The sequence below is a fragment of the Planosporangium flavigriseum genome (assembly GCF_011947225.1).
Taxonomy (GTDB): Bacteria; Actinomycetota; Actinomycetes; order Mycobacteriales; family Micromonosporaceae; genus Planosporangium; species Planosporangium flavigriseum.
On record NZ_JAATVW010000002.1, the window covers coordinates 106,806 to 130,784 of the forward strand.

General features: G+C 70.1%; 23 protein-coding genes and 1 tRNA gene. 6 read left to right on the plus strand and 18 right to left on the minus strand.

Going from position 1 to position 23,979, the window contains the following annotated elements:
* Positions 1–3: 3 nt before the first annotated feature.
* The 11 genes from cysN to HC028_RS03240 form a co-directional block, all read right to left on the minus strand.
* Entirely contained in the window at positions 4–1,290 is a 1,287-nt protein-coding gene (gene cysN, locus HC028_RS03190) for a sulfate adenylyltransferase subunit CysN (protein ID WP_168072552.1), read from the minus strand.
* Positions 1,291–2,196 carry a sulfate adenylyltransferase subunit CysD gene (cysD, locus tag HC028_RS03195; protein ID WP_168072554.1) on the minus strand — a complete coding sequence of 302 codons (906 nt, stop codon included), beginning with the start codon at positions 2,194–2,196 and terminating at the stop codon, positions 1,291–1,293.
* Positions 2,197–2,224: 28 nt separating this feature from the next.
* Complete coding sequence (locus tag HC028_RS03200; RefSeq protein WP_168072557.1) at positions 2,225–3,046, minus strand: 3'(2'),5'-bisphosphate nucleotidase CysQ; 822 nt, start codon at positions 3,044–3,046, stop codon at positions 2,225–2,227.
* Positions 3,047–3,248: 202 nt separating this feature from the next.
* Complete coding sequence (gene pth / locus HC028_RS03205; RefSeq protein WP_168072559.1) at positions 3,249–3,845, minus strand: aminoacyl-tRNA hydrolase; 597 nt, start codon at positions 3,843–3,845, stop codon at positions 3,249–3,251.
* A gap of 140 nt (positions 3,846–3,985) precedes the next feature.
* Positions 3,986–4,606 (minus strand): 50S ribosomal protein L25/general stress protein Ctc, encoded by a 621-nt coding sequence (locus tag HC028_RS03210; protein ID WP_168072561.1) that lies wholly within the window; start codon positions 4,604–4,606, stop codon positions 3,986–3,988.
* A 246-nt stretch (positions 4,607–4,852) separates the two neighbouring features.
* Positions 4,853–5,833: a ribose-phosphate diphosphokinase gene (locus tag HC028_RS03215; RefSeq protein ID WP_168072563.1), complete on the minus strand. Its 981-nt coding sequence runs from the start codon at positions 5,831–5,833 to the stop codon at positions 4,853–4,855.
* A gap of 43 nt (positions 5,834–5,876) precedes the next feature.
* Entirely contained in the window at positions 5,877–7,409 is a 1,533-nt protein-coding gene (glmU, locus tag HC028_RS03220; RefSeq protein ID WP_308442007.1) for a bifunctional UDP-N-acetylglucosamine diphosphorylase/glucosamine-1-phosphate N-acetyltransferase GlmU, read from the minus strand.
* A 197-nt stretch (positions 7,410–7,606) separates the two neighbouring features.
* Positions 7,607–7,678 (minus strand) — tRNA-Gln (locus tag HC028_RS03225).
* A gap of 106 nt (positions 7,679–7,784) precedes the next feature.
* The gene (locus HC028_RS03230) at positions 7,785–8,723 is read right to left on the minus strand and encodes a WxcM-like domain-containing protein (RefSeq protein ID WP_168072565.1); all 939 of its coding nucleotides are present in this window, start codon (positions 8,721–8,723) and stop codon (positions 7,785–7,787) included.
* A gap of 2 nt (positions 8,724–8,725) precedes the next feature.
* Entirely contained in the window at positions 8,726–9,682 is a 957-nt protein-coding gene (locus HC028_RS03235) for a glycosyltransferase family 2 protein (RefSeq protein ID WP_168072567.1), read from the minus strand.
* Between the two features lies 1 nt (position 9,683).
* Entirely contained in the window at positions 9,684–10,772 is a 1,089-nt protein-coding gene (locus tag HC028_RS03240; RefSeq protein WP_203981149.1) for a DegT/DnrJ/EryC1/StrS family aminotransferase, read from the minus strand.
* A 391-nt stretch (positions 10,773–11,163) separates the two neighbouring features.
* On the opposite strand from HC028_RS03240, the gene HC028_RS03245 reads away from it, so the two are divergent.
* A complete protein-coding gene (locus tag HC028_RS03245) occupies positions 11,164–11,652 on the plus strand; it encodes a GtrA family protein (protein ID WP_168072572.1) in 489 nt (162 codons plus the stop codon).
* A 10-nt stretch (positions 11,653–11,662) separates the two neighbouring features.
* Here the strand turns inward: HC028_RS03245 and HC028_RS03250 are convergent, their stop codons facing one another.
* Positions 11,663–12,985 (minus strand): hypothetical protein, encoded by a 1,323-nt coding sequence (locus HC028_RS03250; protein ID WP_168072575.1) that lies wholly within the window; start codon positions 12,983–12,985, stop codon positions 11,663–11,665.
* A gap of 165 nt (positions 12,986–13,150) precedes the next feature.
* Here HC028_RS03250 and HC028_RS03255 point away from each other — a divergent pair, with 165 nt between their 5' ends.
* A complete protein-coding gene (locus HC028_RS03255) occupies positions 13,151–13,954 on the plus strand; it encodes a hypothetical protein (protein ID WP_168072577.1) in 804 nt (267 codons plus the stop codon).
* Here the strand turns inward: HC028_RS03255 and HC028_RS03260 are convergent.
* A complete protein-coding gene (locus tag HC028_RS03260) occupies positions 13,951–14,466 on the minus strand; it encodes a VOC family protein (RefSeq protein WP_168072579.1) in 516 nt (171 codons plus the stop codon). The two genes, HC028_RS03255 and HC028_RS03260, sit on opposite strands and share 4 nt — an antisense overlap.
* Before the next feature lie 122 nt (positions 14,467–14,588).
* On the opposite strand from HC028_RS03260, the gene HC028_RS03265 reads away from it, so the two are divergent.
* The 4 genes from HC028_RS03265 (at position 14,589) to HC028_RS03280 (ending at position 18,800) form a co-directional block, all read left to right on the plus strand.
* On the plus strand, positions 14,589–16,349 hold the full coding sequence (locus HC028_RS03265; protein WP_168072582.1) for a serine hydrolase domain-containing protein: 1,761 nt from the start codon (positions 14,589–14,591) through the stop codon (positions 16,347–16,349).
* Between the two features lie 39 nt (positions 16,350–16,388).
* Positions 16,389–16,985 (plus strand): hypothetical protein, encoded by a 597-nt coding sequence (locus HC028_RS03270; protein WP_168072584.1) that lies wholly within the window; start codon positions 16,389–16,391, stop codon positions 16,983–16,985.
* Between the two features lie 133 nt (positions 16,986–17,118).
* The gene (locus tag HC028_RS03275; protein ID WP_168072586.1) at positions 17,119–18,102 is read left to right on the plus strand and encodes an acyl-CoA desaturase; all 984 of its coding nucleotides are present in this window, start codon (positions 17,119–17,121) and stop codon (positions 18,100–18,102) included.
* Between the two features lie 101 nt (positions 18,103–18,203).
* Positions 18,204–18,800 (plus strand): TetR/AcrR family transcriptional regulator, encoded by a 597-nt coding sequence (locus tag HC028_RS03280; protein WP_205861043.1) that lies wholly within the window; start codon positions 18,204–18,206, stop codon positions 18,798–18,800.
* Here the strand turns inward: HC028_RS03280 and HC028_RS03285 are convergent, their stop codons facing one another.
* The 5 genes from HC028_RS03285 to HC028_RS03305 all read right to left on the minus strand — a co-directional run bounded on the left by HC028_RS03285 (position 18,801) and on the right by HC028_RS03305 (position 23,923).
* Positions 18,801–19,268, minus strand: a complete 468-nt coding sequence (locus HC028_RS03285) for a DUF4383 domain-containing protein (RefSeq protein ID WP_168072590.1) — start codon at positions 19,266–19,268, stop codon at positions 18,801–18,803.
* A 29-nt stretch (positions 19,269–19,297) separates the two neighbouring features.
* Positions 19,298–21,106, minus strand: coding sequence for an ABC-F family ATP-binding cassette domain-containing protein (locus HC028_RS03290; RefSeq protein ID WP_168072592.1), 1,809 nt, complete (start codon positions 21,104–21,106; stop codon positions 19,298–19,300).
* Complete coding sequence (locus HC028_RS03295; protein ID WP_168072594.1) at positions 21,106–22,059, minus strand: 4-(cytidine 5'-diphospho)-2-C-methyl-D-erythritol kinase; 954 nt, start codon at positions 22,057–22,059, stop codon at positions 21,106–21,108. The genes HC028_RS03290 and HC028_RS03295 overlap by 1 nt, the downstream gene beginning before the upstream one ends.
* A gap of 10 nt (positions 22,060–22,069) precedes the next feature.
* Entirely contained in the window at positions 22,070–22,954 is an 885-nt protein-coding gene (rsmA, locus tag HC028_RS03300; protein WP_168072596.1) for a 16S rRNA (adenine(1518)-N(6)/adenine(1519)-N(6))-dimethyltransferase RsmA, read from the minus strand.
* 87 nt (positions 22,955–23,041) lie between these two features.
* Positions 23,042–23,923 (minus strand): TatD family hydrolase, encoded by an 882-nt coding sequence (locus HC028_RS03305; RefSeq protein WP_168072598.1) that lies wholly within the window; start codon positions 23,921–23,923, stop codon positions 23,042–23,044.
* Positions 23,924–23,979 lie beyond the last annotated feature (56 nt).

Consider the following 23,979-nt stretch of genomic DNA (forward strand, 5'->3'; position numbering starts at 1 on the left):
CGGCTACTCCGCCTCGATGATCATCCCGGCGCCGACCGTACGGTTGGTCGTCTCGTCGATGATGATGAACCCGCCGGTGGTGCGGTTGCGCCGGTACTCGTCGGCGAGCAGCGGCACGGTGGTACGCAGCTTCACCCGGCCGATCTCGTTGAGCGCGAGCCCGTTGGCGCACTCGTCGCGGTGCAGCGTATTGACGTCCAGCCGGTACTGGATGCCGCGCACGATCGCTCGGGCCGAGCGGGTGGTGTGCTTGATGGCGTACTTGCCGCCGACGGTGAGCGGGCGGGACTCGTCCATCCAGCAGACCATCGCCTCGACGTCCTGCGCCACCGCCGGCCGGTTGTTGGGCCGGCAGATCAGGTCGCCGCGGGCGATGTCGATCTCGTCGGCCAGCCGGATCGTCACCGACATGGGCGGGAACGCCTCGGCGACCGGGCCGTCGGCGGTCTCGATCGAGGCGATCGTGCTGGTGAAGCCGCTGGGCAGCACCATCACCTCGTCGCCGGGCTTGAGCACGCCGCTGGCGACCTGGCCGGCGTAGCCGCGGTAGTCCGACACCACGGTCGACTGCGGGCGGATGACGTACTGCACCGGGAACCGCACGTCGACCAGGTTGCGGTCACTGCCGATGTGCACGTGCTCCAGGTGGTGCAGCAGCGACGGACCCTCGTACCAGGGCATGTTCTCCGAGCGGGTGACGATGTTGTCGCCCTTGAGCGCCGAGATCGGCACCACGGTCAGGTCCGGCACGTCGAGCTTGGCCGCGAACGCCGTGAACTCGTCGGCGATGGACTCGAAGACCTCCTGCGAGTAGTCCACGAGGTCCATCTTGTTCACGCACAGGACAAGGTGCGGCACGCGCAGCAGCGAGCACAGGAAGGCGTGCCTGCGCGACTGCTCCAGCAGCCCCTTGCGGGCGTCGACCAGGATCAGCGCCAGGTCGGCGGTGCTCGCGCCGGTCACCATGTTCCGGGTGTACTGGATGTGCCCGGGGGTGTCCGCGATGATGAACTTGCGCCGCGGGGTGGCGAAGTACCGGTACGCCACGTCGATCGTGATGCCCTGCTCGCGCTCGGCCCGCAGCCCGTCGGTGAGCAGCGCCAGGTTGGTGTACTCGTCACCGCGCGAGCGGGAGGTCGCCTCGACGGCCTCCAGCTGATCTTCGAAGATCGCCTTGGAGTCGTAGAGCAGCCGCCCGATCAGGGTCGACTTGCCGTCGTCGACGCTGCCGGCGGTGGCGAAGCGCAGGAGGTCCATGGCCCGCGACGGGGCCTCCGGAGAGATGGTCATTTAGAAGTACCCCTCACGCTTGCGGTCTTCCATGGCCGCCTCGCTGACCTTGTCGTCGCCACGGGTGGCGCCGCGCTCGGTGATCCGGGTCGAGGCGACCTCGTCGATCACCTTCGCGATCGTGTCGGCGTCCGACTTGACCGCTGCGGTGCAGGACGCGTCGCCGACGGTGCGGTAGCGCACCCGCTCGACGAACGGCTCCTCCCCTGGGCGCAGCGGCAGGAACTCGTTGATCGCGTACAGCATGCCGCCGCGGTCGACGACCTCCCGGTCGTGCGCGAAGTAGATCTCCGGCAGCCCGATCCGCTCCCGCGCGATGTAGTGCCAGATGTCCAGCTCGGTCCAGTTCGACAGCGGGAACACCCGGATCGACTCACCCGGGTGGACCCGCGCGTTGTACAGCGACCACAGCTCGGGCCGCTGATTGCGCGGGTCCCACTGGCCGAACTCGTCGCGGAAGCTGAACACCCGCTCCTTGGCGCGGGCCTTCTCCTCGTCGCGGCGCGCGCCGCCGAACAGGGCGTCGAACTTGTACTTCTCCACCGCGTCGAGCAGCACCGGGGTCTGGATCCGGTTACGCATCCCGTCGGCGGGCTCGCGCACCAGCCCGGACGTGAGGGCCTCCGGCACGCTCGCGACGATCAACTGGACGCCCAGCTCATCGACGCGGGCGTCGCGGAACGCGAGCACCTCCGGGAAGTTGTGCCCGGTGTCGACGTGCATGACCGGAAAAGGAATGCGCGCCGGCGCGAACGCCTTCTCGGCCAGCCGCAGCATGACGATGGAGTCCTTGCCGCCGGAGAACAGCAGGACCGGACGCTCGAACTCGGCGACCACCTCGCGCATGATGAAGATGCTCTCGGCCTCGAGAGCATCCAGGTGCGAGACCCGGTAGGCAGCCGTCATCGCATCGCAACCCTTCATTGGGTACGCCTCAGCCAGTTCGCCGCGCCAGTGCGGCGAGCAGCCGGGGCGCCAGGTCCTTGCGGCACACCACAAGATCGGCAAGCAGGGGGTTCGGACGATTGTATTCCAATCCCGACCCGTCCAGTCGGGATGTGTGCAGCCCCGTGGCCGTCGCCACAGCGACCGGCGCGGCCGAGTCCCACTCGTACTGGCCACCGGCGTGCACGTAGGCGTCGACGTCACCGTCGATCACCGTGGCGATCTTCGCCCCGGCCGATCCCATGGGCACCAGTTCCGCGCCCAGGTCCTCGGCCAGGGCGGACAGGAACGCCGGCGGTCGGGTGCGGCTCGCCGCCAGGCGCAGCCGGCCGCCCGCGGCGGCCTGGTGCGACAGCGGCGGGTACGGCGGGGCGGCGGCGCCGGTCGCGAGGACGCGGTGCTGGGCCGGCAGGGCCACCGCTCCGGCCGCGAGCTTGCCGCTCTGCTGGCCGGTGCGCTGCCACAGGCCGATGTGTACGGCCCAGTCGGCGCGCCCCTCCTCGCCGAACTCGCGGGTGCCGTCGAGCGGATCGACGATCCACACCCGGTCGGCGGCCAGCCGGGACGGATCGTCCTTGCCCTCCTCGGACAGCACGGCGTCGGCCGGGCGGTAGCGGGCCAATGCGCCGACGATGAATTCGTGTGCGCGGGCGTCACCGGCGGCGCGCAGCGCGTCCATGTCCCGGTGCCCCATCTCTGCGCGCAGGCTGAGCAGCAAATCCCCAGCCCGCGACGCCAACCAGCGCGCGAATGCGGCGTCACCCGCCGGCGCACCCTCATGGTCGGCGCGGTTGACGAGACTCTGCGTCATGTCACCTTCTCAGTAGGCTCCGTGGACGGCGCCCGGCGCTCGTAACACGATAGCCAGGTCCAATGACAGCGACCACTGCTCCCGGATCGCGGGTCCGGCCTGCCGCCTGCCCCGGCGACAGCTTGGACCGCCGCCGCCAGCTCGCACTATTCACCTTTTGGGTAAAAACGCGCTGCGGGGTTACGCCGGCCGCTCGGGCCGGTCAGCCGGCGTGGTACATGTTCTGCGCGGCTTCCAAGCCTCGCTCGATGACCGCCTCCACGGCGTCCGCCGTACGGTCCACAAAGTAGTCCAACTCCTTGCGCTCGGCAGCGGAGAAGTCCGACAGCACGAAGTCGGCCGGGTCCTGCCGGCCCGGCGGGCGGCCGATACCGAACCGCACGCGGATGAACTCCTTGCTGCCGAGCGAGCGTGACATCGAGCGCAGCCCGTTGTGGCCGCCCTCACCGCCGCCGATCTTGAGCCGGAGCTGCCCGTACGGGATGTCGAGCTCGTCGTGGACGGCGATGATCTGGCCGACCGGCACCTTGTAGAACTGGGCCAGCCCGGCGACCGGGCCACCGGACAGGTTCATGTACGTCATCGGCTTGGCCAGCACGATCCGGGGCGCGTCGACACCGACGCCCAGCCGACCCTCAGCAGTCTCGGCGACGACCTTGCGGTTGCGGGCCAACCGCGCGCCGATACGGCCGGCGAGCAGGTCGGCCACCATGAACCCGGCGTTGTGCCGGTTGCCGGCGTACTCCGGGCCGGGGTTTCCGAGCCCGACCACCAGCCACGGGGCGGCTTGCGGGGACATCACGCTCCATAAGCTTCACGCCGATCCTGGATCGACGCACGGGTTTCGACCGCACGTCGATCCAGGATCGGCGCAGGAGTGGGGCGGGGACGGGTCTAGGCCGCAGCGAAACCCGCGGGCCGGACCGGTCCTGGTGCCGATCAGGCCTCGGCGGCGGGCGCCTCGGCGGGCGCCTCGGCGGCTTCGGCGGGAGCCTCGGCCCCGAGCTCCTCCGCGGTCGGCGCGGCCGAGATCACGGCCACGACCAGCTCCGGGTCGGCCGCGAGCTCGGCGCCCTGAGGCAGCGGCACGTTGCCGGCGAGGATCTGGCTGCCCGCCGCCAGGCCCTCGACGGAGACCTCAAGGCCGCCGGGCAGCCGGGTCGCGTCGGCGAGGATGCTCAGCGTGGCGTGCTCGTGTACGACCAGCGTGCCGGGCGCCGCCTCACCGATCAGCTGGACCGGCACGTCGACCGTGACCTTCTCGCCGCGCCGCACGACCAGCAGGTCCACGTGCTCGTACGTGTCCTTGATCGGGTCGCGCTGGATCGCCTTCGGGAGGGCGAGCGCGCTGCCGCCACCGGTGATGTCGACGTTGAAGAGCTGGTTGGCCCCACCGTGCCGGATCGCGGCGGCGAACTCACGCGCGGGCAGTGCGATGTGGCGGGGCTTCTCGCCGTGGCCGTACAGCACGGCGGGCACCTTGCCGGCCCGGCGGGTACGACGGGCACCACCCTTGCCAAATTCGGTGCGGGGCTCGGCGCTGATCTTGACCTCGGACACGGAAGTACTCCTGTAGTGATCTGTACTGCGGGGGCGGGCGGCGGCGGTGCTCGGGCAAGGGTGCAGAGGGCACAGCCCCGGAGCACCGCGTCGATCACGGAGCCCGCTTGGTCATCGCTCGCGCACTCAAGCGCGTGCGGCCCGCGGACACCCTCGCCGTGGCAACCGCACTAGCTTACCCGAGTCTGACCGGCGATCGCGCCGGGGGCGGCACCTCAGCCACCGCCGGCGTCGATAGCCATCCCGTTACGACAGGCCGCCGAACAAGGTCGTCACGGAGCCGTCGTCGAAGACCTCGCGGATGGCGCGCGCGATGAGCGGCGCGATCGACAGTACGGTGACCTTGTCCAACTTCTTGTCGTCGGTCAGCGGCAGCGTGTTCGTCAGCACCACCTCGCTGATCTTGCTGTTGCCGAGCCGCTCGATCGCCGGATCGGACAGGATCCCATGGGTGGCCGCTACGACGACGTCGGCCGCGCCCTCGTCGACCAGGATCTCCGCGGCCTTGGTGATCGTGCCGCCGGTGTCGATCATGTCGTCGACGATGAGACAGATCCGGCCCTCGACCTCACCGACGACCCGGTTGGCCACCACCTGGTTGGGCTTCAACGGATCCCGGGTCTTGTGGATGAAGGCCAGCGGGCACCCGCCCAGCCGGTCGGTCCAGCGCTCGGCGACGCGCACCCGGCCCGAGTCCGGGGCGACGACGGTCATCGGCCGCCCGGCGTACTTCTCCTGCACGTAGTCGGCCAGCAGGTTCATCGCGAAGAGGTGGTCCACCGGACCGTCGAAGAAGCCCTGGATCTGGGCGGTGTGCAGGTCGACCGTCAGAATCCGGTCGGCGCCCGCGGTCTTGAACATGTCCGCGACCAACCGGGCCGAGATCGGCTCCCGGCCGCGGTGCTTCTTGTCCTGCCGGGCGTACGGGTAGAACGGCAGCACGACGGTGATGCGCTTGGCGGAACCGCGCTTGAGCGCGTCCACCATGATCAACGTCTCCATGACCCACTTGTTGACCGGCTGCGTCACCGACTGCACGACGAACGCGTCGCTGCCGCGCACGGACTCCCGGTACCGGACGAAGATCTCGCCGTTGGCGAAGTCGTACGCGTCCATCGGCGTCGGCGCCACGCCGAGCACCGAGCCGATCTCCTCCGCCAGGCCCGGGTATCCGCGGCCGGAGAAAAGCATGAGGGACTTGCGGTTATCAGCGACGATGCTGCCCATCAGCGGTCTGCTTCCGTCTCGTCTGTGCCGGTCGAAGTCGCGATCATTCTTCGTCAGAGCGCGGCCCGACCTCGGCCGACGTGGTAGCCGGATGACTTACCTCACTGTCAACCGTAGCCTCGGGGCCGTCGACCGCCTTGGCCGCCATCGCCGCCTCGGCCGACGCGGTGCCGGGCCGCTTGCGCGGCACCCAGTCGTCGACGTTGCGCTGCGGCGCCCGGCCAACGCCCAGCGCCCCGGCGGGCACGTCCCTCGTGATGATGCTGCCCGCCGCCGTGTACGCGCCGTCGCCCACGGACACCGGCGCCACGAACATGTTGTCCGCGCCGGTACGGGCGTGGCTGCCGATCGTCGTGCGGTGCTTGTTGACCCCGTCGTAGTTGACGAACACCGTCGCCGCCCCGATGTTGGTGCCCTCACCGATCGTCGCGTCACCCACGTACGACAGGTGCGGCACCTTGGCGCCCGCGCCGATCTCCGCCTTCTTCGTCTCCACGAACGTGCCGACCTTGGCCTTCGCCGCGAGCCTTGAGTCCGGCCGCAGATACGCGTACGGGCCGACCTGGGCCTGCGGGCCGATCTCCGCCCCGAGCACGTGCGCCCGCACCACGACCGCGCCGTCCGCGACGACACTGTCCGCAATCGTCGTGTCCGGCCCGACGACCGCACCTTCACCGACGCTCGTCGCGCCCCGCAGGTGGGTGTTCGGCTCCACCACCGCGTCACGACCCAGCGTCACCGTCACGTCGATCCAGGTCGTCGCCGGATCGATAATGCTCACACCCGACCGCATCCACTCGAGGTTGATCCGGTCCCGGAGCACCGCCCGCAGCACCGCCAACTCGGCGCGGTCGTTGCAGCCGAGCACCTCCGTCGGGTCCACCGCCTGATGCGCCTGCACCGGGTAGCCGTCGGCGACCAGCAGGCCGACCACGTCGGTCAGGTACTCCTCGCCCTGGTCGTTGTCGCTGCCCAGCTTGCCCAGCATCTGCCGCAGGCTCGCCGCGTCGAACACGTACGCCCCAGCGTTGATCTCGCGGATCGCGCGCTCGTCGGCGGTGGCGTCCCGCTCCTCCACGATCCGCTGCACCGCGCCGGTCGCGCCGCGCAGGATCCGCCCCATGCCGGACGGGTTGGGCACCTGAGCGGTCAGGATCGTGGCGGCGGCGCCGGCCGCCTCGTGCGCCTCGACGAGCCCGACGAGCGTCGCGGGGCGCACCAACGGGAAGTCGCCGTTGACGACCACCACGCTGCCGCGGAGATCGTCGACCGACTCGGTGACCATCCGCACCGCGTGCCCGGTCCCCCGCTGCTCCGCCTGCACCACCGACCTCGCATCCGGGGCGATCTCGGCAAGGTGCCCCCGGACCTGGTCGGCGCCGTGGCCCACGACCACCATCACCTGGCAGTCAGCACCGAGGCCCTGGCGCGCCGCTGTCAGAACGTGACCGAGCACGGTACGGCCGAGCAAGGGGTGGAGCACCTTGGGCAGCGCGGACTTCATCCGCTTACCCTCCCCAGCGGCGAGGACGATCAAGGTCCGGGATGGGATTGAATCTGCCTGGTCGACGCCCACGAGCTGCTCCCTCGGCGGAGATCGGAGTCGGACATCTCATCGTAGTCAGCTGCACTGAGCCGGCCCTCGCCGCAGACCGGTCGGGGTAACGTGCCCCACCCCGTTGTACCGATCGGATGACGGCGGGTTTACCTGGCGTACGGGAGGCGGCTGCCCGACGGGAAGTGTCGGATCCACTAAACGGACTTAAAGGAAAGCTCGGCCGCCAGGGTTCGAACCTGGACAATCACATCCAAAGTGTGAGGTGCTGCCAATTACACTACGGCCGATCGTCGTACAGCAGCCTAACGAACATCGGGTTCTGAGGCGAAGCCATGGCCCACCGCCACGGCCGTGCACGACAGATCTGACCGCTCCCAGCGCCCGGTGATCCAGCTAATGGACCAGCGCGGTGAACTCGGCGTAGTCGCGGATGTAGTCGTCGGCGTCGTAGTAGTGCGACGCGAAGACCAGCAGTACGGCGTCGGCGGAGTACCGGTACTGCGTACCCCACGTCATCGGCGGCAGGTAGAGCCCCGTCTCCGGGCTGTCCAGCAGGAACTCCTGCCTCGACACCCCGTCGTCGGCGACGACGCTGCACCTCCCCTTGACGCACACCAGGAACTGGTGGCACTCCTTGTGCGCGTGCTGCCCGCGGACCTTCTCGTTGGGCACGCCGAGGACCACGAAGTACCGGTGGACGGGGAACGGGATGTCCCGCTCGAACTCGCCCACGGACAGGTCGCCGCGCAGATCCCGGACGAAGCCGAGCTTGTGCAGCGTGACGCCCTTGACTTTGGTACGGGTGACCCGCTCGCCCTCGGCGAGTTCGGTGACCGGCACGCCGGCGTCGAGCGGCGGCACCGGGCCGGAGTCGACGTAGCCGGTTAGCCGCGCCGGATTGCCGACGACGATCGCGTACGGCGGAACGGACCGGGTGACGACCGCCCCGGCGCCGACCATCGCGGACCGTCCGATGGTGATACCCGGCAGGATCGTCGCGTTGGCGCCGATCGACGCACCGGCTTCGACCCGGGTCCGCAGGAACTCTTCCGGGTACTGCCTGCTCCGCGGCATGCGGTCGTTGGTGAAGGTGACGTTCGGACCGACGAACACGTCGTCCTCGAGCGTCACGCCGTCCCAGAGCTGCACGCCGCACTTGACCGTGACCCGGTCACCGACCGTGACATCGTTCTCGATGAACACCCCGTCGCAGATGTTGCAGTCAGCGCCGACGCGGGCACCGGGCAGCACGTGGGCGAAGGCCCAGATGCGCGTGCCATCGCCGATGTCGGTGCTCTCACACAAGCCGTTGGGGTGCACGAAGAAGGACATGGTCAGGGCTTTCCGTGAGAAAGGACGTCTTGCGCGGGGAAGGACAGCTCACGCATCACAATGGCGAGCGGGCGGCGCTTGGTGTTCTCGTATGCACGCCAGGCGTAGGAGCCGACCACGCCGAGGCCGAGAGCGTTGATCCCGCCGAAGAACAGCACCACGAGGATCGTCGCGGCGTAACCGGGCACGTCGAACAGCCCGGCGAGCCGGGCGAGCAGAACCACCAAGCCGAGGATCACCGACACGGCCAGCCCGATCACGCCGAAGGTCATCAGTACCCGGACCGGCAGATCGGTGAAGGCGAAGATGCTGTCCATGAAGTAGGTGACCTTCTTCTTCAAGGTCCACCCGGAGGAGCCGTGCTCGCGGGGCCGGCGGGTGTAGGCCACCTGCTTGCGCCGGAACCCCAGCCAGAACAGCAGCGCGACCAGCGAGGTGTTGGCCTCCTCGCACGTCAATAGGGTGTCGCGGAAGGCCGCGTTGCAGCCGAAGATGTCGACGCCGCCGCGGGGCATGTCGGAGACGACGAACTTGCGGTACACGCCCCAGAACAGATTGGCGGACAGCCGGCTGGCGAGCGGGTCGGCCCGACCCTCGCGGGTGCCGACGACGACGTCGTACTCCCCCGCCTCGAGGGTGTGGAAGAACTCCAGCGCCAGCTCCGGCGGCTCCTGCAGGTCCGCGGCCATGACCGCGAAGTACCGCCCGGTCGCGTGCTGCAGACCTGCCCGGATGGCGGCGAACGAGCCGAAGTTGCGCGACAGCAGGATCAGCCGGGCGGCGAAGCGCTGCTGCGGCAGCAGGGAGGCGAGCAGCTCCGCCGACTTGTCGGGGCTGCCGTCGACCACGAACACGGCCTCCAGCTGCCCGCCGAGCTCGGTGTTCATGTTGTCGACGGTGGCCAGCAGGTCGTGGATCGAGTCCTCGTTGCGGTAGACCGGGACGATTAATGAATACATCTCAGGCACCCCAGCGGTTGACCGCCGCCGCGACGTGCTCGGCGTCGGCGTCCGACATCTCCGGGTAGCAGGGAAGCGTGAGCACCTCGGCGCACAGCTGCTCGGTCGTGGGCAGTGACACACCCGCGTACCGGTCGCCGGCGGCTGGCTGGCGATGGTCCGGGTACGGGTAGTGCACCTCGCACGGCACGCCCTCGGCGCGCAGGTGGGCGGCCAGGTCGTCACGATCGGTGGTACGCACCACGTACAGGTGCGCGACGTAGCTCGTCCCGTCGACGGCCGGCAGCGCCACCTTCGGGTGCGTGATCGCTTCCGCGTAGAAGGAGGCCAGGGCGATCCGCCGGGCGTTCCAGGCGTCCACATGCGGCAGCTTGACCGACAACACGGCGGCCTGGACCTCGTCCAGCCGGCTGTTGCGGGCCGGGGCCAACGTCATGTGGTACTTGCGGTCCCAGCCGTACTGCCGCAGTCGGCCGACTCGCTCCGCGATCGCCGCGTCGCCCGTGACAACGGCACCGGCGTCGCCGAGCGCGCCGAGGTTCTTCGTCGGGTAGAAGCTGAACGCGGCGACATGGCCGAAGGAGCCGGCCCGCCGGTTGTCGCGGGACGCGCCATGGGCCTGCGCACAGTCCTCGACCACCTTGACCCCGTGCCGGTCGGCGACCGCCATCAGCTCGGCCATGTCGGCGAGGCGCCCGTAGAGGTGGGTGACGATCACCGCGCGGATGTCGGCGCCGGCGAGCACCCGGTCGAGGGCGCTCGCGTCGATCAGCTGGGTATCGAGGTCGACGTCGACGTAGACACCGACCGCCCCGAGAGCGTTGACGGCGCTGGTGCCGTATCCACCGGCGTTGGCCACCAGCGCGACCCGGTCACCCCGGCCGACGCCGACACCGGCGAGCGCCAGTTCCAGCGCGTCGGTCCCGTTGGCCACGCCGATCGCGAACGGCACGCCGCAGTACGCCGCGAACGCCTCCTCGAAGGCCTTGACCTCACGGCCGAGGATGTACCAGCCGCTGTTGAGTACGCGCATCACTGCGTCTGAGAGCTCGTCCGCGAGGCTTGCGTTGTGCGCCACGAGGTCGTTCATCGCACGCAGGGGCATCGTGTCTGGCCTTTCGGTGGGGCAACTCGTGGAGGGCGTTCAAGCCGGGGTGTGGCGCGTCACCGCGACCGAGCCGGGGTTCGCCGGTAACGCATGGCCACCGGCTGTTGCACCCGTAGCGGTCACAAAGCAGCCTGCCCCTCTTCACCAACGACGCAGTGCGCATAGCGTCGTTGTCACCCAGACACTTTTCGTCCCAGAATTCGGCGCACGCATGGCGACCCAGGGCGCAGAGATGAACCTCCGGTGCGCACTTTGGGATAGTTTGTTCCCCGGTACGCGCCACTGTCAGCGAGCGCCGGAAGCTCGCCGAACGGCGATGTGACGATAAGATCACCGCTCGCATCACCACATGTCACGCGAAGGAGCCGTCGACTTGACCCGGACACGCAAGTTGGCGGCGGCACCGGAAAAGCCGGCGACCTTGAGCGTGGTACGGCGTCTGCTGCGTGACGAGCGCGTGCGGTACCTGATGACCGGCGGTATCGCGGCTGCGGTGTTCTACAGCATCTTCCTCGCCCTATGGCTGACGGTGGGTAACCGGGTGCCCTATGTGGCGCTGGTGCTGATCGCCAACTCGATGTGCGCGCTCATCACGTTCCGCATGTATCGCGACGGCGTGTTCCGGGCCGACACCGCGCTCATCCCCGGCTTCCTTCGGTTCTACGTGCTCGGGCTGACCAGCCTGGTCGGATCGGCGACGATCGTGCCGCTACTGGTGGAGGTCGCGAGGGTGCCGATCGCGGTCGCGCCGATCGTCTACATCGCGATGCAGCCCCTGATCTTCTACCCGATCAACAAGTTCTGGGTGTTCCGGTCAGGTAAGCGCCGGACCGGCGACGACGGCGGAACACCGACCGCGTGACAGGCACCGCCTACCGGACGGTTGCGCACTGTGCGGCCCCAGCCGGTCCTGGCGGCAGGGCGTCGGCGACGCCCCAGGCGGCGAACGCCAGGCCCAGCACCACGACCGCCGCGGCAGCCACCAGCAGCCGCGTCGACCGCAGCCGGGTCGCCGGCAGTCCGACGGTCACGGCGCAGCCGACGATGCCGAGCAGTACCAGTGGCAGGGCGAACCGGGTCTCGGTCGCCGATGTCATCAGCGACAGGCAGACCGCGAGCCCCGACCCGGCCAGCAGCAGACCCTCCCGCCGGCGCGCGGCCAAGACCAGGCCGAACGCCCCGATCACAGTGATCAGCACAATGGGCAACGCCAGGTCGTAGCGCTCCACAGCGGCTGCCGTGCTGTACGGCGTCGAGGAAGACCAGGCCAGCGCCGCGCCCACCTTCTTCAACATGAACGCCACCGACTCGGGAAGGTTCGTCAGCAGCGCCTTCGCCAATTGTCCCGTTGAGGTCACCGGATGACCCGCCACCGCATGGGCCATCGACGGGTCACAGTAGAACTGCTGCGGCGGCCCACTGGTATCGATGATCGTGTCGTAGCGGACGACGTACGAGGCGTAACTTGCCTGCAAGCTCATCAGCCCAGGCGTACCGGCCGGCATCAGCGACGGGGCCGCGCCGCGGGCGACATTGAAGACAACTTGTGGCAGCGAGCCGAGCACCGCACCGACCAGGAACAGCACCGCCCGCGAACGGTGCAGCACCACGACCCCGACGACGACTGCCCCGACCGGGATCAGGTACGCGGGACGCAGGTTGACCGTGACACCGGCTGCGACACCGGCAAGGACGAGTACCCCCCAGCGGGACCGGACGAGCGCCAGCCGCAGCACGGTCAGGAACAGCACGACGGCGGGGAGGTCCATCAGCGGGTACGGCGCGAAGCGGCCGAGTACCAGCCAGGACAGCCCGGCACAGAGCCAGGTGACCAACGGCCCCTGCGTCCTTGGCCCGCCGACCGTCCGGGCGATGCCAGGCAGGAGCACCACGCCGGCGACGGCGACGAGCAGCGCGTTCTCGACGAGCACAGCGGGCCCGCCGGCGCCCGCGAACAGCCGTTCGACGAGGGCTGCCGGCGCGTAGACGAACGGGGTGAGGAACCCGCGCAGCTCCAGCCAGCCCCGGTCGTACGTGGAGTCACCGGTGAACAGCGCGACCGAACCGCTCCAGTAGACGGCGGCGTCGTAGCGGAACGCGCTGGGCCACTGCTGCACAGCGCTGAGCAGGAACAGTGCCACGCCCGCCGACACGGTGAGCCATGGACGCGACCGGGTCGACCCAGACTCCGACATGTCGGAGTCGGACCCGCCGGTGGTTACGGAGGTGGCAGTAACGGACACGCCGCACAGGCTACTGGCCCGAATAAATATCCAAAACCGTTGCCACACCACGATCATTGTTTCTCCGGTGGCCAGCCGCCGATCGACGCACCAGCGTCTATGGGGCATTATCGGGCCGTGCGAGCTCTCCGCCTGGTGGTAGCAACCCTGTTAGTCACAGCCGGCATCGCTGTCGGCGCCCCGGCCGCGTACGCCGACAACGAGGCGAGGCTGGGCGTCAGCCCCGGCCACGGCGGCCCCGACGCCGAATTCACCGTGACGGCCCGCTGGCAGGCCGACGGGCACGGCCGGAACCGCCAGTGCCGGCCAGACCAGATCACCTTCCAGTGGGACAACTCGACGCTCGGCAGCGCCGCGGCCGTCCCCGCCGGTGACGCCTGCGTCGCGACCCTGCGCGCCACTCCACCCGCCGGCACCTACCAGGGCGTCAGTACCCACTTCATCAGCGCCAGCGGCGTACGGGGAGCCCGCGTCGCGTACCGGGTCGTCGCGGGCGCGGTCGCGACGCCCGCCAACCCGGAGCCGTCATCGGGCCCCACGGCGGAACCGACGCCGGAGAGCACGGAGACGGCGACGGCCGAGGCGCAGGCGGACAGCCCGACTGCTGCTGCGGCCGTACCCGGAAACTCCACGGCCCCGGCGGCCGCCCGGAACGCCGACAGCGGCCTGACCGGCCTGATCATCGGCCTCGGCGCGCTGCTGTTCCTCGCCGGCGCGGCCGCGCTGGGTGCGATGGTGTGGCGGTCCCGCCGCGGGAAGTCCGAGGCCGCCTCCGAGGCCGAGATGGTCTGGAGCCCTGAACCAGCCGTAGCCGCAACCCAGCCGCTGCTCACCCCCACGCAAGCGATACCGATCCCGCGCCAGGCCGGCAACCAGGAAGAACCGCAGACGGTTCAGCTGCCTCCGGTACCGGGCAACTAGAGCAGCGGCTCGCCTTCGAAGAGGCCCAGCTCCTCGCAGTACAGCTCGATGCCGATCCCGTTCGGGTCGCGGACGTAGAGGCTGTTCTCCACGCCCCGGTCCGGCCCGAGGTACGAAAGCCCCACCCGGTCGAAGGTCGCCTTCGCCGCGGCGAACCGCTCCGCGTCCACCGAGATGGCGATGTGCTGGACGCCACCGATGGTCTCGGTGAACGGCGGGTGGTCGTGTCCGGGAAAGTCGAAGAAGCCCAACAGGTTGCGGTTACCGATGTCGAAGAAGAAGTGGCTGGAACCGGCGTAGTCCCGGTTCTCCAGCAGTTCGACGAGCGGGAACCCGAGAACATCCTGGTAGAACCGGATCGTCTCCTCCACGTCGCGGCAGATGAGCGCCACGTGGTGCACGCCGCGGGCGGTGGTGGCCGGCCGGGTGGCGGACGGCTGAAGGTACTTGTCGCGAAGCGACGCCTGGCGTTCGCGGATCGCCTCCAGCGCACGGCCTTCTGGTTGTGGCATCCCGGCGGCTCCTCTCGATGTGACTACACAACTTCTACCCGACTCAGGACGTCGCGAAAACAGCCGTTCAGCTCGCCAAAAGGGGCGCCGAGGTAGGTTCTCCTTCGAGCGCGGAGGTACCAATGGCTGTTGATCCACCCACTGATGTCCAGATCGCGGCGGCGGCCGCTGTCGCGGAGTCCTTCCAGCACGCCGGCGGGCAGCCCGGCATCGCGTACGGGATCGTCGCGAACGGCGAGCTGGTTCACTCGGGCGGCATCGGTGAGCGGCGGCTCGGCGGCCCCGAGCCGGACGCTGACACGGTGTTCCGGATCGCGTCGATGACCAAGAGCTTCACCGCTTCGGCGGTGTTGCTGCTCCGCGACCGGGGCACGCTGCGCCTCGACGACACCGTGGAGTCGTACGTTCCGGAACTCGACGGCCTGAAAGGTCCAACGGCCGACTCCCCCACCCTGACCATCCGGCACCTGTTGACGATGGCGGGCGGGTTCCCCACCGACGACCCGTGGGGCGACCGGCAGCAGGGGTTGTCGCTGCCCGCGTTCTCGGACCTGCTGCGGGGCGGTTTGAGCTTCGCGTGGGCGCCGGGCACCCGGTTCGAGTACTCGAATCTCGGTTACGCCATCCTCGGCCGGGTGATCGCGGCGGCCGCGGGCTCGGAGTACCTGGACTTCATGACGAACGAGCTGATCAAGCCGGTCGGGCTGGAGCGCACCGTGTTCGACCCGGCCGGACTGCCCGAGACGGAGGTGGCCCGCGGCTACCGCAAGGTCGATGAGCGGTGGTCGGAGGTGCCGTTCGATCCGTACGGAGCGTTCGCGCCGATGGGTGGGCTGTTCAGCACGGTCCGGGACCTCGCGCGATGGGTCGCCGGCATGCTGGACGCGTTCCCGGCGCGCGACGACAGCGACGACGCGCACCCGCTGCGCCGGGCCAGCCGGCGGGAGCTTCAGCAGCCCCATCACGGCTTCTCGAGGCTGGCCGACGCGTCCGCCTTCGACGAGCTGTCGAAGCTGACGTGGCGCAGTTACGGGTACGGCCTGATGGTGGACGAAGACGCCCGGCACGGCCGCTTCGTCGGGCACAGCGGCGGCTACCCGGGCTTCGGCAGCCACATGCGCTGGCACCCGCAGAGCGGGATCGGCGTCGTCGCGCTGGGCAACAGCACGTACGCGGCGGCGCGCACCCTGGCCGCCGACATGCTGGACGCCCTGCTCGAGGGGCGTGCGGTAAGGCCATCCGGCCCGGCGCCGCACGGCCGGCCGGCGTCGGCCGCCACCCTGGAGGCGAAAGCGGACATCGAGCGCCTGCTGACGCGGTGGGACGACGACGTCGCTGCCCGCTGGTTCGCGGTGAACGTCGATCTCGACGAGCCGATCGCCCGGCGCCGGGCCGAGATCGAGCGCATCCGGGAGCAGCTCGGGGACCTGCGTCCGGCAGACGGGCCGGAGCCGGAGCACGACTCGCCTGCGCACTGTGCCTGGTGGCTACGCGGCCCGAACGGGAGGCTGCGGGTGGAGATCCGGCTGACGCCGGAGACGCCGCCGCGCGTCCAGACGCTCAACCTCACCGTGGCGATGCGGCCGAACGAGGGGCTGCGGGCGATCGTGGACAAGATCCTCGCGGCGCTCAACGATCCGTCGCCGGCGTTTCCGCCGTCGGTCGCGACCGCGCCATCGGCCGACCGCCACCGGCTCGACCGGATGATGCGGCTCGCCGGGGCGTGGGCCGGCACGTGCCGGCACGCGGAAGTCTGGGGCGGCGACGGCGAGACGGCCACCACGATCAGGATCACCGGCGAGTCCGGAGACCTCATGCTGACCCTGCAGACAGATCAGGAGAACGTCCTGGTCCAGAAGGTCGCCGTGGAGGTCGCGATCTAGCGGAGTTTTCATCGCCCGGCGCGGGGAAGTCAGCGCGCTGTGTCCGCCGAGGAAGAGCAGCCGGTAGCCGAGTTCGAGCTGGACCCGGAGCTTGTCGACGCCTTCGTCGAGGGAAAGCTGGACGCTGACGGAGAGGCGAAGCTCGCCGACCAGGTTGCCCGCCTCCTGCCGCTGCACTGGACGGTGCCTCCGGAGATCACCGGAGCGATGCAGCGGATCATCGACCGCCTCGGCGGCGACCGGGAACTGCTCGCCTGGCTGGAACGCCATCCCGGCCGTCCGCGCCTCGTCGCGCGGCTGTACGTCCTGATCGGGCTGCTCGACCAGATCAGCGACGAGGAATCGGTCGTCGACGCGCTGCGCGAGTTACGGGACAAGGTGCCGTACCCGCCGGGCCTCGAGGGGTACCTCCTGCCCGACACGACGCCCGAGACGCTCGCCGACCTGTCCGCGAAGATCGAGGGGCTGCTCGCCGACGACCGTACCGATCAAGCCTTCCGGTTGGCGGTCGCCGCGGTGGCGATGCTTCAGGAGATCGCTCCCCGCGCGGCGCGCGCGGACTCGGAACTCAGCGCGCTGGGGGACGTACTGGAACAGATCCGGCGGGACCTCATCGCCGCCGCAGCCGGCAAGTAGAAATAAACATCGATCGATCAAATCGTGCCCAGGTCAGTGATTTAAAGTCCGCCCCACTGCATTTCTACGCCACCGTAGGTTACGGTGACGTAAGCGTAGGACGCGATCGTTCCCCAACCCTCTGTGAGGTGCTATGTCCGCCCCTGTCCTCGACAAGATTCCCGAGCTGAACCCGAATCCAGCGGAACCCAAGCCACTGACCGAGGGCAAGCAGGGCCCGGGCATCCTCATCGCGCTCTGGGCGTTCGTGGTCCTGCCGTTCGCCGCTGTCGTCGCCGCGGTGCCGGTCGCCTGGGGATGGGGGCTTTCCTGGCTGGACGTGGCGATGGCCGTCACGCTGTACGTGATCACGGGCATGGGCATCGGCACCGGCTTCCACCGGTACCTCACGCACGGCTCATTCAAGGCCAACCGCCCGCTGCGCATCGCGCTGACCATCGCCGGCTCACTCGCGATCGAGGGCAACCCGACGCAGTGGGTGGCCGACCACCGCCGCCACCACGCGTTCTCCGACCGCGAGGGCGACCCGCACTCGCCATGGCGCTACGGCGAGAGCTTCTGGGGCCTGACCAAGGGCCTCCTGTACGCGCACATCGGCTGGATGTTCCACCGCGAGCTGTCCAACCGGGCCCGCTTCGCCCCGGACCTGCTCGCCGACAAAGACATCCGCCGCATCGACCGGGCGTTCCCCGCGGTGGTGGCGATCTCGATACTGCTGCCGGGTGTGATCGGCGGCCTGGTTACCTGGTCCTGGCAGGGCGCGCTGTCCGGGATCTTCTGGGCCGGTCTGGTCCGCATCGCCGTCCTGCACCACGTCACCTGGTCGATCAACTCGATCTGCCACGTGTACGGCGAGCGCCCGTTCGAGACCCGCGACGGCGACAAGGCCAGCAACTTCTGGCCGCTGGCGATCCTGTCGTTCGGTGAGAGCTGGCACAACCTGCACCACGCCGACCCCACCTGCGCCCGGCACGGTGTCGACAAGGGCCAGATCGACATGAACGCCCGCCTGATCTGGATTTTCGAGAAGCTGGGCTGGGCGACGAACGTCCGCTGGCCCAAGCGGGACCGGCTGGACGCCAAACGCCTGGACCGCGCTGGCACGATGAACTCGTGACCGAAAAACCAAACAGCGACCAGTCACCCACCGCCGCGCGGCCCCGGACGCCGCGCGGCGGTGACGCATCGGCCGTGGCGAAGACCCCGTCGCGGGTACGGATGTCGTCGGCGCAACGCCGCGAGCAGCTCATCGCGATCGGCAGGCAACTGTTCGCCGAACGGGGTTTCGACGCCGCCTCCATCGAAGAGGTGGCGTCGCGGGCGAAGGTCTCCAAACCCGTCGTGTACGAGCACTTCGGGGGCAAAGAGGGCCTGTACGCGGTCGTCGTCGACCGGGAGGTCCGCGCGCTCCTGGATCGCGTGACCACCGCCCTGACCGCCGGCCACCCGCGTGAACTGCTCGAGCAGGCAGCTCTCGCGCTACTGGACTACATCGACGCCGAGACCGACGGGTTCCAGGTGCTGGTGCGGGAAGCCCCCGTCATGTCCGGCAGCGGCAACTTCATGAGCGTGCTCAACGACGTGGCCCACCAGGTCGAGCACATCCTGGGCGCCGAGTTCAAGAGCCGGGGGTACGACCCGAAGCTGGCCGAGCTGTACTCCCAGGCCCTCGTCGGCATGGTGGCCCTGACCGGGCGCTGGTGGCTCGAGGTGCGCAAGCCGCGCAAGGAGACCGTGGCCGCGCACCTCGTGAACCTCGCCTGGAACGGCCTGTCCCACCTAGAGGCCAAGCCGTCCCTGATCACGCGTCGCTAGTCAGTGGTGCGCCGGCTGACCGGTGCGGAACGTGGCCCCGGCGGACTCGCCCTCGGTGGGGCCGACCTTGCCGTAGAGACCCGCGGCGAGGAACAGCATGCCGAAGATGAACGAGACGTTCACGTTGACCATCGAGAACGCGAGGAAGTTCGCCTCGGTCCGCAGCAGCGTCAGCATCGTGATGCCGGCCAGCAGGAAGACGACGCCCGCGGCCAGGTTGACGAGGACGAACAGGTTGCGTCCGATCACCGCGCCGGCGAGCAGCGCCGCACCAGCGACGACCGACAGCACCGCGAACGCCGGGTTGGTCCGCATGCCGAGCACCCACGCACCGTGACTGCCGAAGAAGTCGAAGTCACTGCTGCGGAAGAAGCCGATGAGACCGAAGATCAGGATGTACAGCCCCACGAGCCCGGACAGCGCACGGTAGAGCGGCCGGAGCGGATGGTTGATCGGGATATGCGCCATGGGGTGCATTCTTCCCCATGGGCGAGAATCTATGCCTCGGGTACCCGCTCCGCCAACTCGAGCCACGCCTCCTCCGTCGCCGAGCGCTCGGCCTGCGCCGCCCGCAGGTCCGCATCGAGGGCGGCGACCTTCTCGTAGTCGGTGGCGTGGGTGGCCAACTGCTCGTGCAGGTCCGCCTCCCGCTGCTCCAGCTTGTTCATGAGGCGCTCGAGCCGGGCCAGCTCCTTCTTGGCCGCCCGCAGCTCCCCGGCGCTCATCGTCGGACCGGCCTCGGCGGTCTTGTCCGGCCTGGGCTGCGGTGCCGCCTTGGCGGCGCGCTCAGCGCCGGGCGTCTCCAGCGTCGCCAGGTACTCGTCGATCCCGCCCGGCAGGTCGCGAACCTTGCCGTCGCCGTACATCGCGACCACGGTGTCGCAGACCCGCTCGACGAGGTACCGGTCGTGGCTGGCCACGATGACCGTGCCGGGCCACGTGTCGAGCAGGTCCTCCAGCGCGGTCAGCGTGTCGATGTCGAGGTCGTTGGTCGGCTCGTCCATCAGCAGCACGTTCGGCTCCGCCGCGAGCAGGCGCAGCAGTTGCAGTCGGCGCTTCTCACCACCGGACAGGTCCGCCACCGGGGTCCACAGCCGGGCGCCGGAGAACCCGAACACCTCGGCGAGCTGGGCGGCCGACAGCTCCCGATCGCCGAGCATGACGCGCCGGGCGACCTCCTCAACGGCCTCCAGGACCCGCAGGTGCAGCGGCAGTTCGCGCAGCTCCTGCGACAGGAACGCCGGTCGCACGGTCTGGCCTTTTCGCACCTGGCCGGAGTCGGGGGCGAGGGCGCCGGTCAGCACCCGCAGCAGGGTCGACTTACCGGCTCCGTTGGCCCCGACCAGGCCGATGCGCTCGCCGGGCCCGATGTTCCAGGTGACGTCGTCCAGCAGCGACTTGCTACCGAGGTTCACGGACACGTCGTCGAGCTCGTACACCTGCTTGCCCAGCCGGGTGGTGGCCAGGCGCTGCAGGGAGACCCGGTCGCGTACCGGTGGCACGTCGGCGATCAGCGCGTTGGCGGCGTCGATGCGGAACTGCGGCTTGCTGGTACGCGCCGGCGGGCCCCGGCGCAGCCAGGCGATCTCCTTGCGGAGCAGGTTCTGCCGCTTCGCCTCGACCGCGGCTTCGACCCGGGCGCGCTCGGCCCGGGCGAGGGTCCAGGCCGCGTACCCGCCCTCGTACGCGCGGACGGTGCCCTCCCCGACCTCCCAGGTCGTGGTGGCGACCGCGTCGAGGAACCAGCGGTCGTGGGTGACGACGACGAGCGCACCGCGCCGGCGCAGCAGGTGTTCGGCGAGCCAGTTGATCCCGGCGATGTCGAGGTGGTTGGTCGGCTCGTCGAGGATGAGCAGGTCGGATTCGCGGATGAGCAGCGCCGCCAGGGCGACCCGGCGCCGCTCACCACCCGACATCGACTCGACCGGCGCGTCCAGGCCCAGGTTGGGCAGGCCGAGGCCGGCGAGCACCGTGCGCACGCCGGCGTCGCCGGCCCACTCGTGCTCGGCCGCGAAGCCCTCGGGCAGCCAGGCGGTGCCGAGGACGACGTCGCGTACGGTCGCGCCGGGTGGCAGGTCGAGCGTCTGGGGCAGCGCGACGACCCGCAGGTCACGGCGGTGGGTCGCCCGCCCCGAATCGGGTTCGATGGCCTTGGTGAGCAGCTTGAGCAGGGTCGACTTGCCGGCCCCGTTGAGCCCGACGACACCGACCCGGTCGTTGTCCTCCAGGCCGAGGGAGACCTCGTCGAGCAGCTGACCGGCCGCGTAGCCCTTGCTGACGCGGTCGAGATTGACGATGTTGGCCACTACACCACCCGTGCCCCTGCGACGGGGCCGTAAGCCGGCTGGGCGGACCGGCAGGCGCCCCGGTCGACCAGCTCCTTGGCAAGAGATTCGGCGTGCCGCGCGTCGGCGGCGAGGAACACGCAGGTCGGCCCCGAGCCGGAGACGATGCCCGCGAGGGCCCCGGCGGCGTGGCCGGCGTCGAGCGTGTGGCGCAACTCGGGGCGCAGCGACAGCGCGGCGGGCTGCAGGTCGTTGCCGAGCGCGGCGGCGAGCACCGCCGGGTCGTGCTGCCGGAGCGCGGCGAGCAGCCGCTCGGGCGAGCCGGCCGACGGGGGCGCCGCACCGTAGTCACGAAGGTGGTCGAGCTCGCGGTAGACGGTCGGGGTGGACAGGCCGCCGTTGGCGACCGCCACGACCCAGTGCCAGCTGTGCCCGCTGGCCAGGACCGGGCTGACCCGCTCGCCCCGCCCGGTGCCCAGCGCGGTGCCGCCGAGGACCAGGAACGGCACGTCCGAGCCGATGCTGGCCGCCAGCTTCGCCAGCTCGTCGCGGCCCAGGTTGGTGCCCCACAGCGCGTCGCAGGCCACGAGCGCGGCGGCGGCGTCGGCGCTGCCGCCGGCCAGCCCGGCCGCGATCGGGATCTGCTTGCGCAGGTGCAGCCGGGCGAGCGGCTGCCGCTGGGTGTAACGGGCCAGCGCGCGAGCCGCGCGCAGCACCAGGTTGTCGTCGTCGAGCGGCAGCTCGCCGGCCCCCTCCCCCTCCATGGTCAGAGTGAGGCGGTCGCCGCGGCGCGCGGACAACTCGTCGTAGAGCGAGATGGCGTGGTAGACGGTGACCAGCTCATGGAAGCCGTCCCCGCGGACCGGACCGACGTGCAGGTGGAGGTTGATCTTCGCGGGCACACGGACCCGCACCGGCCCCGCTGAGCCCAGCCGGGGCCGCTCGTACTCCTCCTCGTCGAGCGGTTCAGTCACGCCGCAAACCTTACCCGCGCTCCCGGCGACGGCCGGTCCCGCTGCCGGGAGCGGCCCCACCGGCCGCGGCCGCGATGGCGACGAACTGCTCCATCGGCAGGGACTCACCCCGGGCACCGGGGTCGACACCGGCGGCGCGCAGCAGCCCTTCGGCGGCGTCCGGGCTGCCGGCCCACCCGGCGAGCGCGCCGCGCAGGGTCTTGCGCCGCTGGGCGAAGGCCGCGTCGACGACGGCGAAGACCGCGCCACGGTCCACGCCGGCCGGCGGGTCGCGGCGGGTGAACGCGACAAGACCGGAGTCGACATTGGGGACCGGCCAGAAGACCGCCGGTGGCACGCGGCCGGCCTGCTTGGACTGGGCGTACCAGGCGAGCTTCACGCTCGGTATCCCGTAGATCTTGGACCCTGGGCCGGCGGTGAGCCGGTCCGCGACCTCTTTCTGCACCATGACCAGGCCGTGCCGCAGGCTGGGCAGGGTGGCGAGCAGCTGCAGCACGACCGGCACGGCAACGTTGTAGGGCAGGTTCGCCACGAGCGCGGTCGGGGCTGAGCCGAAGTCCTCCGGCCGTACCTTCAGGGCGTCCCGGTTGATCACGTGGAGCCGGTCGGCGTGCTCCGGATCGTGCTGGGCGACCGTATCCGGCAGTGCGGCGGCGAGCGTGGCATCGATCTCCACCGCGTGCACCGCCGCCACTTCCGGCAGCAGGGCGAGCGTGAGCGAGCCGAGGCCCGGACCGACCTCGACCACAACGTCGGCCGGGTCGAGTTCGGCGGCGCGGACGATGCGCCGGACGGTGTTGGGATCGTGCACGAAGTTCTGCCCGAGCGTCTTGGTCGGGCGTACGCCCAGCCGTGTCGCCAGCTCACGTACCTCTGCGGGTCCTAACAACGTCACCCCGACAGCTTGCCACTCTCATGATCGGCGAAGAATTTCCGTCCCCGCCCGACACGGAAAATCCTTCGCGGATCACGGAAGAGGGCGTCACCAGGGGCCGAAGACCCGGTCGCCGGTCGCCGAGATCGCCGCACACAACTCCGCCAGGTCGACGTTCTTGACCTCGGCGAGGGCGCGCACGGTCAGCGGGATCAGGTACGAGGCGTTGGGCCGCCCCCGGTACGGCGTGGGCGTCAGGTAGGGCGCGTCGGTCTCCACGAGCAACTGGTCCGGCGGCGTCACCACAGCCGCCTCGCGCAGCGCGCCGGCGCTGCCGAACGTCACCGTGCCGGCGAAGCTCAACACGTACCCGCGCCGGACGCACTCCCGGGCGAACTCCGCGTCGCCGGAGAAGCAGTGCAGCACCACGGTGTCGGGTGCGCCTTCGTCGTCGAGTACGCGAAGGACGTCGGTGTGGGCCTCACGGTCGTGGATGACCAGGGGCTTGCCGTACCGCTTGGCGAAGCCGATGTGGGCCCGGAAGCTCGCCTCCTGCGCGGCCCGGCCCTCCTCCCCGGTCCGGAAGGTGTCCAGGCCGGTCTCACCGATGCCGCGTACCCGCGGCTCGGCGGCGAGCGCCTCGATCTCGCGCAGCGCCGCGTCCAGGTCGGGCAGGCGGGGGGCGTCGTTGGGGTGCAGCGCCACCGTCGCCACGACGGCTGGGTGCTTGCGGGCCACCTCGACACCCCACCGCGAGGAGTCGACGTCCACCCCGACCTGCACCAGGCGGTCCACCCCGACCTGGCGGGCGAGCGCGATCGCGGCCTCGACGCTGTCCGGGCCGTCGGTACCGCCCTCGTTGAGGGTGATGTCGAGGTGGGTGTGGCTGTCGATGACCGGCGTCGGCAACGGCTCCGGCGGCGGCGGGAACTCACCGGCCCGGCGGGCCGCTCGGGCCTTGCGGCTTTCGGCAGGGGTCTCGTTGCTCACCGCGCCAGCATCACATATGCCAGATTCATACTTTCGCACTAGGGATGAATAACCAG